Genomic DNA, 16,138 nt, shown 5'->3' with positions numbered 1-16,138 from the left:
GGGGCGCTTCCGCGCTCTCTACCCTTTCTTCGGCTTTCTACCCGACGACAGAGGCATAGGCTGCCGGGCGCCCTTGGCGGGCTCAATCAGAAGAGACGCAGCAGGGACCCCAAGGACGGTTGCCAGAGCATCCAACGTGTCAATGGTGACGTTCTCTGAGCCACGCTCAATACGGCCGACATAGGATCGATCGATCTCTGCCGCCAATGCCAGCCTCTCTTGCGACAAACCCTGCGATGCTCGGAGTTTGCGGAGATTCCAACCAATGATCTTGCGCACGTTCATTGTGGGCAAGAAGGCAACACAAACGGCCTGACAATCGACGGACTGACAGTCTCCTATTTACTCGACACATTGCTTACGTGGCTGGCGATCGTTGGTCCTGAATCTTCGCGTGATCCGGACGCGGATGGTGAGGGAAGGTCAGTGTGATCCCAGCTTCGCTCTGGATGTCCGCGCTGAATGAACGAGCCAGTCGATGAGTTCGACTGACATCCTGCGATGGTCGAAACCCTCCGCCCGAGCAACACCTGGAATCACGATGGGCGGGATCAAGCAACATCCCTGAACCACCGGATTTCGACCCAGGTCCGACGATTGGCGATTTTGTTCTGTTTCGGTCCGTTGGTGGCTTGAAAATAGGAATATTTTCCTGTATCCTGATCCTGACCGGAGGGGGAACACCCGCGGGAGCTCGCGCGTAATGACGTTCCCAATTTCTCCCGGCGGGCAAGCCCGCGGCTGAGTGACTGCGTCTGACATCGGCCAACGACTTCAAACAGGAAACTTGAACGCGGAACTGACCGGCAATCGGTCAGCCAGATCGGACCACTCGTGTCCAAGAAAAGGAGAAAGACCAATGACGAACCACAAACCGGTCATGCTCTTTGGGGAAGCCAATGATATCAATCGGGCGCTCGACGAGGCCGTCCTCAAGACCAGGCAGCTGAATGACGACCTCAGGATCCGGCGTCTTGGTGGGACCATTGTTATCACCGCAGGCATAGCGGCCCTCGGTCCGTCGACTATCAGGGACATCATCTCGGCTATCACCGCGTTTGATGGGTTCACTCCCGAGAACGATCCCTATGGAGAGCACGACTGCGCGGTCATGGCAGTTAGCGGGATCAAGATCGTCTGGAAGATCGACTACTACGACCTAAGCCGCCGTTACCATTCCTCCGACCCATCCGACCGAAACGTCACCTCACGGGTGATGACGATCATGCGAGCCGACGAGTACTGACTCGCCCTCACTGCCTCCAAATTAAACGTGGGTTGACGCACGACGGACCTATCGAAGCGACCGTCCAGCAATTGCGGGAGAAGGATCTGTTCGCGATGAATGCGCAAAAAGGCAGTACAAACGGGTTGACAATAGACGGACTGACAGTCCCATATTTACCAGAGAGTTGGGCGATGGCGACTTCACATTATTGGCAGGGCGACGGGCGGCTGAGGCTCCTCCCCAAGACGATCGATGGGGCGGCTCTTGGCATATCTCAGCCCCGCGGTCCACGCGGCCAACCGCCCGGCACCAGGGCGGTGGATGGTCTTGCTTGTTCGTCGCAAGGAGAGGGATGAACCTGTGGCAGAAATTATGTTCCACAATAAAATTAGAGATATTGAAGAGATTGTCTTTCACTATAAGAGCGCGGTTCGAAATTATGCCACGTTCTCGGGTCGCCTTAGCAGAAGGGGGTTTTGGTATTTTTACGGTGCTGTAAACATAATTGTCATAGTCTCCCTCGCACTCGATTCCATGCTAAGCACGGATATTTTTCTTAATCTAGCGGTTCTCTTTCACATCATTCCTTATTTTTCCGCACTTGTGCGGCGTCTGCACGATGCGGGATACAGCACGTGGGTCGTCATACCTTGCATCGTACCGCTGATCGCACTGATCTTCGCATTGATGGCTTCTGAGAAAGAGCGGAACGAATATGGATCTCCCCCTATACCATATTCGTCAGGGGCGCGCCAAAATCCAAACGCTATGGCGCGGCCTAGGCAGCCGCTCCAGGCTCATGCGAGGCCTGGAGATTCCAAGACTGCCGAACCGCCGATCGAAAAGTTGGAGCGGTTAGCCGAGCTGCGAAACAAGGGCGCTATAACCGACGACGAATTCGAAGAAATGAAGCGTCGCCTGATGGGCGCCAACCCAGTCTAGAGCCGAAGACGCTCGCGCCGGCACCGGCCAAGGCGGAGGGTGAGCGGTTCTGGCTGAGTCTGGGCGGCTGCGACGGAGATGAAGGGTATTCGCACAGGCCGCTGAAGTCCATTATCGCCCCCTTCGTTACATGCGCAGAAGAGCTACTACAAGCTACAAGCCACTCGAACTCCGCGAAGTGATCGGCAATGTCACGATCGACGATGTGAGGGGGGAGAGTCAGTTGCCAGCAGTGCAAGAGCCGGGAGTGGATGAGCGCACAGCTATTCCATCCTACCGGCGAGCAGGTCCACACGATCCGCTTCCGGCGCCAGGCGCAATCGTTGGGAGAAGCGGGTGATCAAGCGTGACGAGTGATTCTCGTTCACTTGGCATCCCACACAACACGCATAACGAAGTCTTCAGGACCATTGATTAACCATCCTCCTATGGGAGAATCGCTCAATGGCCGAGACATCGATCGAATGGACTGACGCGACTTGGAACCCGGTCGCTGGCTGCACGATTCTAACAGCAGGTTGCACGAACTGCTATGCGATGCGTATGGCCGCGCGCCTCGAGGCCATGGGGATGGGCAAGTACCGGGGCCTGACACGAAAAACCGGAGGCAGGGCGAAATGGACCGGCAAGGTCGTTACCGATCCGAAGTCGCTCGAGATACCAGCAACATGGTCGAAGCCTCGCCGAGTTTTTGTCAACTCTATGTCGGACCTCTTCCACGTTGACGTGCCGGCGGGTTTCATTCGGAAAGTCTGGACCGTCATGGAAGAGACGCCGCGGCACACCTATCAAATCCTCACAAAGCGCCCAGAAATCATGGCTGAAGTCCTCACCCGCGGCGACTTTCCCGTCCTGTCGAATGTTTGGCTCGGAACGAGTGTTGAGGATCGCCGCGTGCTGGGTCGCCTTGACGATCTCCGGAAAGTGCCGGCGGCGATACGCTTCGTTTCGTTGGAGCCGCTGATTGGCTCGGTGGCTGGCGCCGACCTGTCGGATATTCATTGGGCAATTGTCGGTGGCGAAAGTGGGCCGGGTGCTCGCTACATGGATCCGCACTGGGTCGACGAAATCGAGAGCATGTGCCGGCGCAGCGGCACGGCATTCTTCTTCAAACAATGGGGCGGCCGCAACAAGAAAGCCAACGGGCGCATGCTCAACGGCCGGATCTACGACGAAATGCCCGCCGCTGCGAATATCTAGACTAGAGGTTCAGCGACGCCTGCCCGTCTTTTGGCGCAACCGACTTCCAGAAACGATGCGCCAGGTCATGCCCCGCAGCCAGGAGTAACCAATACAATCTTTGCCCGCGGCTACCTTTAATTAGCCGGACATCTTCAGATGTCCATATGCCGGTCTTGCTCACGAGTTCGCGCCAGTATGTGAGCAAGTCCTCCCTGGTTCTTGCCTTTGAGCGGATTTCCAAAACGTCCCGCCAACCAGGCGCGAAGGAGTCGAATGCAGAGTCCTCAGCCGTCAAATTCAGTTTGAGATTCCTCTGCAAGTCCATAGTACTAACGTGCACCAACATGTCGATGCGCTTGATCTGAGCGAGCGATTTGATCGCTTCATAGTCCAAAGCCTCCAGGCTGAACGGATCGAGGAATGCAAAGTTCAAGCCGTGCGGAGGCGTCCTTTGCCGTGCCCAAAACGCGGTGTCCTTTGCGAGGCCGCACGTTGCCACGACCGGCGCGTCTAGTCTTCGCAGACGCTCCTCACAAGCCTCGAGTCTGTCGCGATTTGCGTCGCCAACAATGACGCGAGTGAAGGGTGTATTGCACTCCACGGAACGTTTCCATGCCGCCACGGCACCTCCGTCGATCCATTCTTTCGTTCCTTCAATCTGTCCACGCCCTGTGCCGCAAAACAGATCAATGTATGCGGCTCCCCCACGGTTCTTCGGCGGAAGGTACTTTTTTCGGGTGGCGGAGGAGATTTGCACGTACTTGCAGAGAACGTCGTGCTTTTCCTTCACCCACACGCCAACCTCTTCGGCCGGCAGGCCATCGTCACCTTGAATCAGCTTGCCGATGTCAACCTCCTGCTAATCCAGGCCCGACGTCCGGCGGCGCCACGCCGACGGCCGGGCACTATGTCCATCATCATCGAACCGTGTTTCGGTAGACCTTCAGCGTTCCGTACGGCTTCGACGTTCCCAGCCCACACTCGTAGTCCGATCGGCTCATCGTCGGATCGTTGTTCGCATACGCCGCCGCGCTCACCCATTCTCGACATGCCTGAAGGCTTTTCAATCCATCTTGCTCCTGCACGAGGTAGAGGTTGTTGCGGTCGGGATAGAAAAACGCATCGACAGTCTCCCAAGGGGCTGACGATTCCGGCCACCACCAGCCGGCGACTGTCCGCGGAGGATCGCCGAACGCGAACCAACCGCCCACGACCAAGACCACTATGAAAAGACCACCGCCACCGTTGTCCACTCGGCTGCCCCCATTCGCCCGTTAGCAAAGCGTCTCGCACGCCACGCCGTCGCCATCCCGATCCAGTCGCCCGCCCCACGAACAATTCTGCAGATACCATTGGGCTTCGTCGCATGAGCTGATCTGCTTGCACGTCCGCCGCGGCTCGCATGAATAGCCGCTCTGCGCGACCAGCTTGCGGCTGATGATGCCGAGTGGCTGTTTCGCCGGCGCCGCGCCGTCGGCGTGCGACGCGCGCCAGTCCCAAGGGGCTTCGAACTTGCCGACCCATAGACAGACCTTTGCCGCCTCTGCCTTCGCTTGTTGCGGAGCGTAGGCGCCGTGACTGTAGCGGTGCCAGTCCAGCGCCTGGCCGTGCTCGACCATCCACGCCGCCACGCTGGCGCCGTCGGCGCGCCGGCAGTCGCCGACAAAGCGGTGATAGCGATCCCATTCGACGAACGTGCACCGCACCGGCCGCGAAGCCGCCAGGAAGCTATCCACCGCTTCTGCCGATCGCCGGCCGCACGGATATTCGAAGCCCTTGGCGTCGTCGCAGTATTGGCGGCTCTCCGGCGCGTCGATGCCGTTGAAGCGGATCCGCTGGCCGTGAACTTCGATCGTGTCGCCGTCGATGACCGATGCGACGCCGGTGATCGGCGCCGGCTTGGTGCCGACAAGGTTCTGCAGATTGACCTCGCGTAAGCTGTCGCTATGCCGCATCGCGGTGAGCGCGGCCAAAGCGCCGGCTGCGGCCACGGTTACGAAGATGAGGCGCCGCGGAACACTTGCCCAAGACAGCGCCCGGGAACGCTTTACGCCGGCGCGCTTGCGCCACTGATCAGATCGATTCTCGTGACGAGACCTGTCCAAGCCCCTCTCCCCACCGCAAGAATGCGCCCACCCCGTCTTTGTGTCCAGATCACGGACGCGCGAGCTCGCAGGGCGAGGCCCCCCACCCACAACCTCGAAGCCCGGCGAGCTACCGGCCCGGGAGAGGTACCGATAACCTGTTCGGTGCAAGGCCGATGCCAGCATTCTGGTCCCGAATTGAGACATGTCGCCAGCCCTGAAACAAATGCTGGCGCGGACCGTTCGATATGATGCCGTCCACCTCGATAAGGAAAACCGAATACGATCCGGTGAGCAGAGTTCTCTCAATCTGGTTCGTTGCCAGCGGCAAGCGCTATGACTTCGAGGAAGTGCCCCCGGAGACTTATGCGGCATTCCGGTCCGCTTTTGTCAAAGGCCGCTTTTTCAACGACCACATTCGCAATCACTTCCGCTATCGCCGCGTTTCCAATTAGCTGTCCAGTTGAAGCGGCTCATGCTGCGGTTGTTCGTGCCACAAGACCTGTCGCAGGTCTCCCCGGTCGACGAGCTGTCCGCAGGTCTCGCACCGATACACATCCGGTGTGACAGGTGCGCCCGGCTGGTCATGCGCCGTGAACTCAAAGCGGCGCCCCAGGTCGGAAAGCTTGGTCATCCCGACCGCTTCTCGACTGTGGTGATGATTGCCTTGGCAAGCGCCTCGGCTTCATCGATCGGCGCCGGCCCATAGATGCCGTTCACCATTTCCCGGCTTGGCAATACGCCGGCTGGACAGGTCATCTCGATAATCATCCTGATCAGGCTGAGCGCTTCGTCGCAGTCCTCTGCGGATGTCGAAACCCACGGCAGTGCGAGAAGGTCTTCGGAGCTCTCCGATTCGGCGTCAGTTGCCCCGGAGCTTGTGGGCTTCACTTTCAAGCGTCTTTCGGTCATTGCCATGCTGCTTAATCAGCTCTCGTACCTGTTGCACCGTCAGGCCAACGTTGTTGGCGAAGTGACGCACTTCGTAATCCTCGTCGGCTGAAACTCGATCGCGGTCGCGGAAGTCCCGTTTGGTCTTGTCGTCTGCCATTGTTGCATCTCCTGGCCTGTCACTTGTGAACAGCGGCGGCGAAGGAATGTTCCCATTAGCCATAGCTAATGGAACTGAAGCGACCCTGCGCTATTGAATCGAATTCGAGTAAATGCGTGGAGTTCCAATGCGTAAGCCTGCCGGCGGGGATCGGTTATCCTTCATTCCGCCCATGGTGCCCAGGCTGTTCCGGAATGCTCCCAAGGGCGACGAGTGGATTCATGAGGTCAAGCAGGACGGCTATCGAACGCAGATCATCAAGGACGGCGGCGGCATTCGGCTTTTCACCAAAAGGGGCTATGACTGGACCGGCGTTTTTGCGGAGCTGGCGGCCGAGGCAACCGCGATCGTAGCTAACAACTTCATGCTTGAAGGCGAGACCATCAAGATCAATGCCGCCGGCCTCGCCGACTTCAACGCGCTTCAGAAAACTATCGGCACGGGCAGGGCCAGGGATATCTATCTGGTCGCTTTCGATCTTATCTATCTGAACGGCGAGGACGTTCGCGACGAGCCCGTGGAGCGGAGGCGCGATATCCTGCAAGGCCTGATCCCCGCCGACAATCGCATCCAGTTCAGCGAAGCCATGCCGGGCACTGGCGACGCGGTGCTCCACCTGGTCGACATGGCCGGTGTGGAGGGAATGGTTTCCAAGCGGAAAGGGAGTCGCTATCGCAGCGGACCAACCATAACTGGCATAAGGTGAAATGCTTCCAGACAAAGACACTGGAGATCCTCGGCGTTCAGCGCGACCCCGGCCAGGCCGTGCGCGTGCTAATGGCGGACAATGGTCGCTATGTCGGCGCGGCCATGGTCAACTTCAAGCTCGACCAGCGGCAGAAACTATGGGATCAAGTCCAGGGCCTGACCGGCGCGCCGCCTCCAAAGGAATTGAAGAAGGAAAAAGCGCAGTGGCTGAAGCCTGGCCTTGTCGGCGAGGTCGAAACCCTGAAGGGCGAGGAGAAGCTGCGTCACGCTTCGCTGAAACGAGCCTGGAGACAATAGATGGCAGTCGCCAAGAAAGACCACCAGGAGCGCGTCACCTACGCCTGGATGTATGGCCAGCAAGCGCGGAAGGACGGCAAGGAACGTGCCGTGCCGGACTATTGGGCCGAGCATGCCGAAGCATGGTTGCAGGGCTTCGACGGCGTGCCGATTGGCACCGAGGCGAAGCCGGTGAGCGATCGGCTCGAAACAGAGCTCGACGAAAGCGCGCTCGCGACGGGCGACAACTAAAGCGCCTTTCCCGCCCGGAGCATCGCCCGGGCGATGGCAAGGTCTGCTTCCACCTTGGCGTTTTCCTTCTGCGTCATGTTGTCGGCAGCAATCAGGCGCCGCAGGGCGCGCATCACTTCGCCGCGCGCCCATCCTGCTTCAAGCATGCAGTCCACAATTGCCTGAAAGCCGGGCTCCATTGCTTCCTGGCAGTCGACCTCTCGGTCGGGGTAGTCGCCTTCGCGCCTCGGTCCGCTGATCATCCGTTGCCGTCCACTGTGCTCTCTTCGTCCAACTGTCGCGGCACCGGCAGATAAGCGTTGGCGACGAGCCATTAGCCGACGATCGTTTCCACTAGATCCGGCTTGGCCGTTCCCATCTCGGCTGCCAGGTCGGTCAACACGTCATCGGTACGCGGATCAAGGCTGATCCCGCCGACATTTCTGAGCAGCAGCGCGGCCCGCCGCAACAGCACCTGCAAATCAGCCCGAGAAGCGTCCGCGATATGGTCGGCGGTGCTTTCCAGTTCGTGCACGAATTGATGACGGGACATCGGTCAAGTTCCTACAGGAAGTGCTCGCCTTCAGCCCTATGCTCAAAGCAGAACCAGTGCGGCGCCTGCTTCGGCTTGGCGAAGCCCCAACCGGCGTCCTTGCTGCAGCCATCGTGCTCGCAGACGTGGTGCTGGACGCCAGCCGGCGTAGCGTATTCGGGGCGTGGAAGTCTGATTTCGTCGCTCATAGCGGATTGATGGTCCCACAAGGCCGGAATGGTCGTTGGGCTGCTTGTTAATCGCTGCTGAATTCACCTCGCGTCCAACGCGGTTGAATTGAAGCTGCCCGTCAATGTCGTGGGACAACACATCCTTAAGGTCGCTAGCCGGCGTCTCCGCATTCAGCCAGGCGTCGTAGTAGGCTGGATCGAGGATCTGCGGCTGTCTGTCATGAAGCTGGCGCATTGGCTCGCCGGCCGGCTCCGTGATGATCGTGCAGCTCGTGATATCCAGCGCGTTGTTGTAGGCCCAAAGCCCCGCGAAGGAGAACGGGGCATGGCCTGGCATGAAGATGTGCCAGGGGTCCTTGCCGCGATCGGCAGGGCTGATGGTCCATTCGTAAAAGCCATCGGCAGGGACCAGACAACGTTTCGATTTGAACGCATCTCGAAAGGCGGGGGTGGTGTCGACCGTCTCGATACGCGCATTGAACATCGGCGCCTTGGGCATTTCCTTCGCCCAGAACGGCACCAGCCACCAGCGGCCCGAGCGAACCTTATGGTTGCCGTCATCTGCGGAGGTGATGAAAGGCACCTCATCAGTCGGCGCGATGTTGTAGCGCGGCGCATCGTTGCGCCCGACATCGGCCGGCGCGGTCAGCCGATAGAGCCGATGGATTTCCGACCATGGCAGATATCTGGTGTAGCGCCCACACATGTCTATCATTCCATGTCGGGCACATCACCGCTCACAAACAAAGTGTTTGGCGGGCCGTAGTCCCCAAGCGCCGGATCGGCATCCCGGCTCCAAGCAATGACACCAACGTGTTTGTCAGCCAGTGCTTTGGCGGTTCGGATCGCCCGCTCTTCGCTTTGCTGATCGGCCGGGCCGTACATAGGAAACAGCTCGCCATTGTCGCCGCGGTCGAATGCGACCACAACAATCAGCTTCGGCTTTCTCTGCTCCGGAAGGACGTGCGTGGACATCCGATGGCCTTTCTCAGTTGAGCGGCGCTGATCCCGCCTCAAGGGCGTCGATCGCGTCGAGCACTGCCTGGCGCTTTGGCTCGATAGGCTCATCTGGGTGGAACCCTGCGAGCGACAGAGACGTATAGGCAACCGTTACAGCGCTGACGAGTTCCTGCGCTTTCGAACTATCCGGAACCTCCGCAGTAGCGCCAAGAGCAAGTAAGAAGACCCTGTCGTCGTGATATTCATGCTTGCCGTCTTCGGCCTGGATGATGGCGCGCATCCGGCGTAGTGCAGTGGTGCGGTCGGCGAGCTGCACATCCGGATCATGCAGCAACTGCAGGCCACTGACCTGCATGCGCTTCTCGTCCGGCCATCCTTCGCAACACGCCTTGATTGCGGCATTGCTGGCCGCCCACCAAATCTCAGCGGCGGCGTACTCGTCTTCCGATGGCTCTTGATCCGGCGGGAAACCCATCTCATCCCAGCCTTCAACTGCGAATGAGCTTTCCGCCGCTTCCTCGGCCGTCAAGCCAGATTGCTCGATCACCGCCCGTGCTGCGGCGAGACCGCGCTGTTTTTCTTCAGGGGTGGCTCCCCTGGCGTCCATCATAATGTCCATGACCGGCCTCCTGTGGCTGTCAGGGCATCAGTGAACAAAATGAGAACACTGGAGTCAAGAGCCTCTTGACCGGGCAGGAATATGTTCCTAATTATATACGTGACATAGCTGTTTTCTGCTGCTACTGATTCGAGCGACAGGCCGGCACGTCACGGAACTTAGGAAAGTTCCTATGACCGACGAAACGACGATATCGAAGGATGAAGCGATTGAGCTTCTGGCGCGTCATCTTCACATGACGATGGAGCGTTTTGACCCAGAAGAAGAAAATCTAACTTGGGAAAAGCTGGCGCCGTTTGAGCAGGAATTCCGACGCGGATGCGTGAGGGAATTGCTGAAATGCCGTAGCTGGGTCGAAGCTGCTCTTCATCCGAATAGCCGTTGACCAACCAGCACTAGGTAAACCGGCGCACCAAGTTTGGCGAACAAACGAATGCGGACAAGGTAGTGGGTGACGTCGTCTATCGTCCCCGAGGAAAGAGCCAATTCGTGTAGGTTACTTGTCGGCTCCTCATCCGTGATCGATCCCCCAATTAGATGATATCGGCGCTGGTCTGTCTCGTCTTTGGCAAATTTCCTTCTGATGAACTCACGATGGTATGGGATGAACGTATCGCCAAGCTTCGACACGGCGAAGCCATGAGCTATTTTGGCTAGAAACTGGCAGAACGTAACCGTGTCGATCACAGGTGTCGAAAAGGAACGAAATTCAGCCTTCGACAACGTACCTGGGTGAGCATTGACGTTCATGGCCCAGAAGCCCTCCATACCTTCAAACGGCAAAGGATCGTTCCTCCACATTTTGCCGGGGGGAAGAAGCAGAGGAAGAAACAACACGGTCGGATGCAATTCTGATGGAATTAGAAGTTCATAATCTGAGCCTGCATCGTGGGCCATAAGCTTGAAGCGGTTTTTCCGTATGGTCGGGTTCTTACCTCTTATGTCCAGATGCTTCCGACTTGGATCGAGCATGCCAGCAACGATCTTCGACTCGATACCGGACGTCGCGGCATTGCAAGATTCGCAACTCGCCTTATCCAGCACCAACGCCGCGCCGAATGCCTCCGAAATAACGTGTTCTTCGGATAGGTCAACGCGGTGTGCATTGAACCGTGTGGCCCCACAGTAGACACAACTGCTGGCAGAACCTAAGGATTGGCGCGCCTTAGCCGCAACGATCGTTTCATGGTATAGAGGGATTGGAAAATCCGGCAGCGGAACACGCGGAATGTCGGGGCGGCGCTGCCACCAGACAGAACCGACCTGCCAGTTTTTCAAGCCGTCAGTTTGGTTGAACCGGATACGGTAGTATCGCTTATTGTTCCTAGACCTCGGGTCTGACAAAAGGATCACGCTTTTGCCCAAAGAGCAGGAAAACAAAGCCCCAGAACTGGACCGTGATATCGCCAAAAGGCGCGATGACGCCTTGCGACGCGCATTGAAAACCCCTCCGTCAAAGCACGAGACGAAGGGGAAGCCAAAGGACAAGAAGAGTCAATCTTCCGATCGTCGGTGACGTTTTCGCCAACGAATAAAGGCAGCCGCTTTCTGCTTAGGCGTTAGCGGCATCGTCAGTCTGTTGATAGGTCAGGCGTTTGCCAGTGGTGCCACGGATCAAATCATCCGAACGCTCACGGTCGGTGACGCCAAGCGCCGTGCGGCGATTGTAGCGGAAATCGAACTCGGCAAGGTAGCGGTGCAAATGGGCCTCGCCGCAATGCTGATAGACGCCAACCATGCCGCGCTTGAAGACTGAAAACACGTTCTCAACCGTATTGGTGTGGACCACGCGGTCGGCTTCGTAGCGAGCGTATTCGCCGCCAGTGTGCTTGACGGTCGCGTGATCAGCGAACTCCTGTCCGGTGATTGGATAGAAGTTGGACTCGTCGGTCATGAGCGTCGATTTGCGGTCGGCGTTGCGGACCAGCACGTCGCGGACAGATGCAGTCGTGGCGCGCTCGACATGGAAGGAACGAACCTTGCCGCCGCGCTCTACCAGCGCCACGATGGAACGCTTGGACGAATTGGACGGCTTGCCGCGAATGGTGCGCTTCACAACCCTGTCCTTCGGCCCGAAATAGGTTTCGTCCGCTTCAACGATCTTGCCTTCGCCGCCGAGCGGGCCGGACGACTTCACGTCTTCCTTCATGGCTTCGCGGATGCGGTGCGCCATAAACCAGGCGGTCTTATAGGTAACGCCGATCATGCGGTGCAGCTGATGCGCCGAAAGACCTTTCTTGCTGGCGGCATAGAGATGGAAACCGAGAACCCATTTGCACAACGGGATTTTCGACCGCTCCATAACGGTGCCAACGGTGACGGTGAAATGCTCACGGCAAGCGTTGCACTGGTACAGGCCGGGACGGTGAGACTTGCCCTTCAACAGATGCAGCGAAGCCTGATCGGAATTGCCGCAATGCGGGCAATAGACGCCATCGGCCCAACGGATCGCCTGAAGATGCTCGCGCGCCTTGTCGTTGTCGTTGAAGATCGGATCGGTAAGATTCGTCATAGCTTGTCCCCCTCTTGACCTTTTATCGGCCAAGGCTGCCGCTATGTCCAGTATATAATTAGGAATATGTTCCTAAATATATACTTAACGTACCGGGATCGAAAATGCAAGCCAGATCGTGGCAGGCCGGCAAGGAAAGACAGAAGAAAAAGGCGCACGCGCCTTTCATCATGAAACCATTTTGGTTACATTGAATCGGTGGAGGCGGTGGGAATCGAACCCCACTGGACCCAGGGATGGCAAATCCGGACCAGCACCAAGCCGCCCCCACACTACGACAGAGACCCGACGACGGTCTCTGAAGGCACCCATAGCGGGTAGCGCCAGCTAGCGGGCCAAATGGCGGCCGGTGGTCTTGGGAGTGCAAGTCCCGAATCACCGGCCCCGTCGCGCCAACCGCCAATAGTGCCAACCGACCGGACACCGGAACAAGACTCGAACGGTGAATATCGCGCGATGGCCGACAAACCTGTGGAAATTGATCCGAAGCGCGGCGACGAAGTTTTGCGGCGCATGTTGAAGACGCCGCCAAAACCTCATAGCCACGGTAGCGAGGGCGCGGCACCGACGCCAGCGCCGCGCCCGAAGAAGCTACGTCAAGAGCGAAAGCAAGATCGCAAGAAGGCGAATTAATAGTCCTAGGTCGATGTCAAAAGCGATGTCGCTGCTGCTTCCATTGCGGCCTATTTTAGTCCGTCGATACGTAAATTTAGCCATGGGAATGGCGTCCTTCTACTAAGGCCGCCACTAGCCGGGAATGCGGCGACGTCACGTCGCTGCTTTGTTCAAGTCCACGATGGCCCGCGAAAACGGCGTGGACTGAGGGAATCGGATTGCAGTCCGATTCCCTCCACCGTATCACGCAAGGGAAGATTAGTCCTTAGAGCGCTTGCGAAGCACAATAAGTCTTCGCGCCTTCTGCTTAGGCGTGATCGGCTTCACCAATCCGCCGATAGGTCAGGCGCTTGTCGCGAGCCATGCGAAGCAGATCGGCGGCGCGCTCTCGGTCGGAAACACCAAGAGCGGCACGGCGATTGTAGCGGAAATCGAACTCTGCAAGGTAGCGGTGCAGATGGGCTTCGCCGCAGTGCTGATAAACGCCGACCATGCCGCGCTTGAAGACCGAAAACACGTTCTCAATCGTGTTGGTGTGAACGACGCGGCCGGCTTCGTAGCGAACGTATTCGCCGCCAGTGTGCTTGACCGTGGCGTGATCCGCGAACTCCAGACCGGTGATCGGGTAGAAGTTGGACTCGTCGGTCATGAGCGTCGACTTGCGGTCGGCATTGCGGACCAGCACATCGCGCACGGACTCCTTCGTGGCGCGCTCGACATGGAACATACGGGCTTTGCCGCCGCGCTCGACCAACGCCACGATAGAACGCTTTGACGAATTGGCAGGCTTGCCGCGAATGGTGCGCTTCTTGATCGTGTCTTTCGGCCCGAAATAGGTTTCGTCGGCTTCAACGATCTTGCCGGCGCCCCCAAGCGGCCCGGATGACTTAACGTCTTCCGCCATCGCTTCACGGATGCGATGCGCCATGAACCAAGCGGTCTTGTAGGTGACGCCAAGCATACGGTGGAGTTGGTGCGCGCTCATGCCCTTCTTGGAGGAGGCGTAGAGATGCGAAGCCAGCACCCACTTGTGCAGGCCGATCTTGGAGCGCTCAAAGACAGTGCCAACGGTCACAGAGAACGGCAGGCGGCATTCGTTGCACTTGTAGACGCCGGGGCGAGTGGACTTGCCGGCAAGCTTGGTGATGCGCTCGGGATTGGCGTTGCCGCAATGAGGGCAGAATGGGCCATGCGGCCAATGGATAGCCTCCAGATGTTCGCGTGCCTTGTCGGCGTCGTGGTAAATTTCGTTGGTCAGATCGAACATTGCGGTAACTCCCTTGGGTTTGTTATCGCAAATTCGCTCTAGTACGTCAAGTATATAATTAGGAATATGTTCCTCATTTCATGGTATGCCGGAACAACCCCAAAAATGGCCGAGAGGCGCCCGCTGGACCCTGACGCATGCCCACGACGCAGGGCAGGTGGCGGGGATCCACTGCGCCCGCTGCAACATCACGCACTACTACAAGCCGCTCGAGCTACGGGAGGTGATCGGCAACGTCACGATCGATGAGGTGAGGGACAAGGCGCGCTGCCAGCAGTGCAAGAGCCGGGGGTGGATGAGCGCACAGCTATTCCGTCCAACCGGCGAGCAGGTCCACCCGATCCGCTTCCGGCGCCAGGCGCAGATCCGTTGGAAGAAGCGAGTGATCAGGCGTGACGAGTGATTCTCGTTCACTTCGCCAGTCCATCCAGTGCTTGATTGACGCGCGCACGCAGCAGCCGCTGCGCATTCCTTAGATCCATCGGCTTGGTCGGAGGTGGGATCTGCTTCGCAGGTCGCATTCGGCGGCATAAGCCGAACCGTGGCAAACTATCTGATAAACACGAAGGGGGTCGGCGTCAGGCCCGCGTCCCACTTTTTGTAGATTGGACACTCTGCGGACGAGCTATCGCTAGACGTGTCAATCTTCTTGTTGATCAGAGCGGGAGGTAAAGCGCTCTCGACCACAAACCCAAGATGCTTACGTGCATTTACGCATCGGGCTACGTCAGGGTCGATATTGCCGTTGCTTAAGATGCAGCGGCAGTTGTCAGCCCGCAGGAAGCTCGCGCACCGTCCGCGTCTCGGCGCATCTCGAACGATTGTACGCCGTCCACAGCGCCGCATCCAACTAGGCCGAACATAAGCAATGCAACGGAGGGTATGGCCTGCCATTTCATTCGGTTAGTCCTTCTGCTCGTCACGCTTACGGCTGTGATGCGGCAATTCACAGGCAGGAGTTTTAATAGGTACGGTCTAGATTCCTTTGATGTCATAGAGCAAAGAATGACTGTCAGGGGGACGACGGTGCGCCGGACTGCATCTTTTGTATTCGCAGCTTTCACGCTGCCCTGTATCATCGCGTCGAGCGCCGAGGCTAAGGTTTCGCTGATCCGCAGGGACACGCCCCATGCAATAGAGGCCACCACTCCCGAAGAGATAGGCAGCCATTTTTCTTTTCGGGATCGGAATATGGCGACAACGTTCAGGCGCGAGGTTGTCTTCGCAGTCCGGCGCCCGGCAACCTGCTTTGTACCGTCTGCCCACTACACTTTGACTCAGGTGGCAACTCATCCTCGCCTAATCGGTAATATTTCTCCGGAACTGCGAAGGCGCTGGAATGGGTTGGATGCCGCTGTCAAATCGAGTCGAGACAAAGCTTGGTCGTGGGCAGTTCAAGCTGCTTACGAGATGGAAGCAGCGACTGCGAACGTGTCGATGAACGGGGATCCAACGTGCCGTAAGCTGAAGAGCCTCGTCAAAAAGCGCCTGGATGCTATCCAAGAGAATTTCCACCAGCGATCCGAACTATACGGCAACCAGCTAAATGGACCCGGCGGTGCCATGAGCAAGGCCGCGGAGCGCTTCTATAAGCAGCCATGAACAGCTGCCAAGCCAGCGGCAGTTCTCGTCAGCGCCGCAGGAGCATTGAATTTGAGATACTCTAACGCGTTCAGATTGTCCGACGAGATGGGCACGAGCACCTTGCCTTTCCTTCGCATAATTTGCTGGAACCGATTG

General features: G+C 58.1%; 26 protein-coding genes. 11 read left to right on the top strand and 15 right to left on the bottom strand.

Going from position 1 to position 16,138, the window contains the following annotated elements; genetic code table 11:
- Positions 1-18: 18 nt before the first annotated feature.
- Positions 19-285, bottom strand: coding sequence for a helix-turn-helix transcriptional regulator (locus FJ419_RS17000; RefSeq protein ID WP_140541020.1), 267 nt, complete (start codon positions 283-285; stop codon positions 19-21).
- Positions 286-859: 574 nt separating this feature from the next.
- On the opposite strand from FJ419_RS17000, the gene FJ419_RS16995 reads away from it, so the two are divergent.
- From FJ419_RS16995 to FJ419_RS16985, 3 genes are all read left to right on the top strand, one after another.
- Positions 860-1,246, top strand: a complete 387-nt coding sequence (locus tag FJ419_RS16995; RefSeq protein ID WP_246679227.1) for a DUF3768 domain-containing protein — start codon at positions 860-862, stop codon at positions 1,244-1,246.
- Positions 1,247-1,549: 303 nt separating this feature from the next.
- Positions 1,550-2,170: a DUF805 domain-containing protein gene (locus FJ419_RS16990; RefSeq protein WP_181170729.1), complete on the top strand. Its 621-nt coding sequence runs from the start codon at positions 1,550-1,552 to the stop codon at positions 2,168-2,170.
- Positions 2,171-2,614: 444 nt separating this feature from the next.
- The gene (locus FJ419_RS16985; RefSeq protein ID WP_140695626.1) at positions 2,615-3,370 is read left to right on the top strand and encodes a DUF5131 family protein; all 756 of its coding nucleotides are present in this window, start codon (positions 2,615-2,617) and stop codon (positions 3,368-3,370) included.
- Between the two features lies 1 nt (position 3,371).
- On the opposite strand, the gene FJ419_RS16980 is transcribed toward FJ419_RS16985, so the two are convergent.
- The 3 genes from FJ419_RS16980 to FJ419_RS16970 form a co-directional block, all read right to left on the bottom strand.
- Positions 3,372-4,148, bottom strand: a complete 777-nt coding sequence (locus FJ419_RS16980; RefSeq protein WP_246679226.1) for a three-Cys-motif partner protein TcmP — start codon at positions 4,146-4,148, stop codon at positions 3,372-3,374.
- Positions 4,149-4,269: 121 nt separating this feature from the next.
- Positions 4,270-4,605 carry a hypothetical protein gene (locus FJ419_RS16975; RefSeq protein WP_140695620.1) on the bottom strand — a complete coding sequence of 112 codons (336 nt, stop codon included), beginning with the start codon at positions 4,603-4,605 and terminating at the stop codon, positions 4,270-4,272.
- 21 nt (positions 4,606-4,626) lie between these two features.
- Complete coding sequence (locus tag FJ419_RS16970) at positions 4,627-5,325, bottom strand: excalibur calcium-binding domain-containing protein (protein ID WP_246679225.1); 699 nt, start codon at positions 5,323-5,325, stop codon at positions 4,627-4,629.
- A 359-nt stretch (positions 5,326-5,684) separates the two neighbouring features.
- Between FJ419_RS16970 and FJ419_RS16965 the strand changes: the two genes are divergently transcribed.
- Positions 5,685-5,891: a KTSC domain-containing protein gene (locus FJ419_RS16965; protein ID WP_246679224.1), complete on the top strand. Its 207-nt coding sequence runs from the start codon at positions 5,685-5,687 to the stop codon at positions 5,889-5,891.
- Here the strand turns inward: FJ419_RS16965 and FJ419_RS16960 are convergent.
- Genes FJ419_RS16960 through FJ419_RS16950 form a run of 3 tightly spaced genes read right to left on the bottom strand, consistent with a single transcriptional unit; the run spans position 5,888 to position 6,487 of the window.
- Positions 5,888-6,070: a hypothetical protein gene (locus FJ419_RS16960; RefSeq protein WP_140695614.1), complete on the bottom strand. Its 183-nt coding sequence runs from the start codon at positions 6,068-6,070 to the stop codon at positions 5,888-5,890. The two genes, FJ419_RS16965 and FJ419_RS16960, sit on opposite strands and share 4 nt — an antisense overlap.
- A complete protein-coding gene (locus FJ419_RS16955; RefSeq protein WP_246679223.1) occupies positions 6,067-6,348 on the bottom strand; it encodes a hypothetical protein in 282 nt (93 codons plus the stop codon). Before FJ419_RS16955 ends, FJ419_RS16960 begins: the two co-directional genes overlap by 4 nt.
- Positions 6,299-6,487, bottom strand: coding sequence for a DUF3606 domain-containing protein (locus FJ419_RS16950; RefSeq protein WP_140695611.1), 189 nt, complete (start codon positions 6,485-6,487; stop codon positions 6,299-6,301). Before FJ419_RS16950 ends, FJ419_RS16955 begins: the two co-directional genes overlap by 50 nt.
- A gap of 127 nt (positions 6,488-6,614) precedes the next feature.
- Here FJ419_RS16950 and FJ419_RS31575 point away from each other — a divergent pair, with 127 nt between their 5' ends.
- From FJ419_RS31575 to FJ419_RS16940, 3 genes are read left to right on the top strand one after another with little or no spacing between them, the layout of a single operon-like run.
- The gene (locus FJ419_RS31575; protein ID WP_348642819.1) at positions 6,615-7,193 is read left to right on the top strand and encodes a hypothetical protein; all 579 of its coding nucleotides are present in this window, start codon (positions 6,615-6,617) and stop codon (positions 7,191-7,193) included.
- Positions 7,190-7,492, top strand: coding sequence for a hypothetical protein (locus FJ419_RS31570; RefSeq protein WP_348642818.1), 303 nt, complete (start codon positions 7,190-7,192; stop codon positions 7,490-7,492). Before FJ419_RS31575 ends, FJ419_RS31570 begins: the two co-directional genes overlap by 4 nt.
- The gene (locus FJ419_RS16940) at positions 7,493-7,723 is read left to right on the top strand and encodes a hypothetical protein (RefSeq protein ID WP_140695608.1); all 231 of its coding nucleotides are present in this window, start codon (positions 7,493-7,495) and stop codon (positions 7,721-7,723) included.
- Here the strand turns inward: FJ419_RS16940 and FJ419_RS16935 are convergent.
- The 5 genes from FJ419_RS16935 to FJ419_RS16915 form a co-directional block, all read right to left on the bottom strand.
- Positions 7,720-7,965 (bottom strand): hypothetical protein, encoded by a 246-nt coding sequence (locus FJ419_RS16935; RefSeq protein ID WP_140695605.1) that lies wholly within the window; start codon positions 7,963-7,965, stop codon positions 7,720-7,722. The genes FJ419_RS16940 and FJ419_RS16935 overlap by 4 nt on opposite strands.
- A gap of 71 nt (positions 7,966-8,036) precedes the next feature.
- On the bottom strand, positions 8,037-8,255 hold the full coding sequence (locus FJ419_RS16930; RefSeq protein ID WP_348642817.1) for a hypothetical protein: 219 nt from the start codon (positions 8,253-8,255) through the stop codon (positions 8,037-8,039).
- Between the two features lie 42 nt (positions 8,256-8,297).
- Positions 8,298-9,131: an SOS response-associated peptidase gene (locus FJ419_RS16925; RefSeq protein ID WP_246679222.1), complete on the bottom strand. Its 834-nt coding sequence runs from the start codon at positions 9,129-9,131 to the stop codon at positions 8,298-8,300.
- A 5-nt stretch (positions 9,132-9,136) separates the two neighbouring features.
- Entirely contained in the window at positions 9,137-9,400 is a 264-nt protein-coding gene (locus FJ419_RS16920; RefSeq protein ID WP_140695602.1) for a hypothetical protein, read from the bottom strand.
- Positions 9,401-9,413: 13 nt separating this feature from the next.
- Entirely contained in the window at positions 9,414-10,004 is a 591-nt protein-coding gene (locus tag FJ419_RS16915; protein ID WP_140695599.1) for a hypothetical protein, read from the bottom strand.
- Positions 10,005-10,176: 172 nt separating this feature from the next.
- Between FJ419_RS16915 and FJ419_RS16910 the strand changes: the two genes are divergently transcribed.
- A complete protein-coding gene (locus FJ419_RS16910; RefSeq protein ID WP_140695596.1) occupies positions 10,177-10,389 on the top strand; it encodes a hypothetical protein in 213 nt (70 codons plus the stop codon).
- On the opposite strand, the gene FJ419_RS16905 is transcribed toward FJ419_RS16910, so the two are convergent.
- A complete protein-coding gene (locus tag FJ419_RS16905; protein WP_181170728.1) occupies positions 10,371-11,282 on the bottom strand; it encodes a hypothetical protein in 912 nt (303 codons plus the stop codon). The genes FJ419_RS16910 and FJ419_RS16905 overlap by 19 nt on opposite strands.
- 274 nt (positions 11,283-11,556) lie before the next feature.
- On the bottom strand, positions 11,557-12,516 hold the full coding sequence (locus FJ419_RS16900; RefSeq protein WP_140695575.1) for an IS1595 family transposase: 960 nt from the start codon (positions 12,514-12,516) through the stop codon (positions 11,557-11,559).
- Positions 12,517-12,972: 456 nt separating this feature from the next.
- On the opposite strand from FJ419_RS16900, the gene FJ419_RS30795 reads away from it, so the two are divergent.
- Positions 12,973-13,149, top strand: a complete 177-nt coding sequence (locus FJ419_RS30795; protein WP_181170727.1) for a hypothetical protein — start codon at positions 12,973-12,975, stop codon at positions 13,147-13,149.
- 289 nt (positions 13,150-13,438) lie between these two features.
- Here FJ419_RS30795 and FJ419_RS16895 read toward each other — a convergent pair whose 3' ends face one another.
- Positions 13,439-14,398, bottom strand: coding sequence for an IS1595 family transposase (locus tag FJ419_RS16895; protein ID WP_140695561.1), 960 nt, complete (start codon positions 14,396-14,398; stop codon positions 13,439-13,441).
- A gap of 157 nt (positions 14,399-14,555) precedes the next feature.
- Between FJ419_RS16895 and FJ419_RS16890 the strand changes: the two genes are divergently transcribed.
- Together FJ419_RS16890 and FJ419_RS16885 are read left to right on the top strand one after the other, a co-directional pair.
- Positions 14,556-14,801, top strand: a complete 246-nt coding sequence (locus tag FJ419_RS16890; RefSeq protein ID WP_140695545.1) for a hypothetical protein — start codon at positions 14,556-14,558, stop codon at positions 14,799-14,801.
- Between the two features lie 602 nt (positions 14,802-15,403).
- A complete protein-coding gene (locus tag FJ419_RS16885; RefSeq protein ID WP_181170726.1) occupies positions 15,404-16,000 on the top strand; it encodes a DUF922 domain-containing protein in 597 nt (198 codons plus the stop codon).
- Positions 16,001-16,138: the final 138 nt, after the last annotated feature.

This window comes from Mesorhizobium sp. B2-6-2 (assembly GCF_006440615.1).
Lineage (GTDB): Bacteria > Pseudomonadota > Alphaproteobacteria > Rhizobiales > Rhizobiaceae > Mesorhizobium.
The sequence above is the reverse complement of the archived record's forward strand: the minus strand, read 5'-3'. Positions and strand labels throughout refer to the sequence as shown.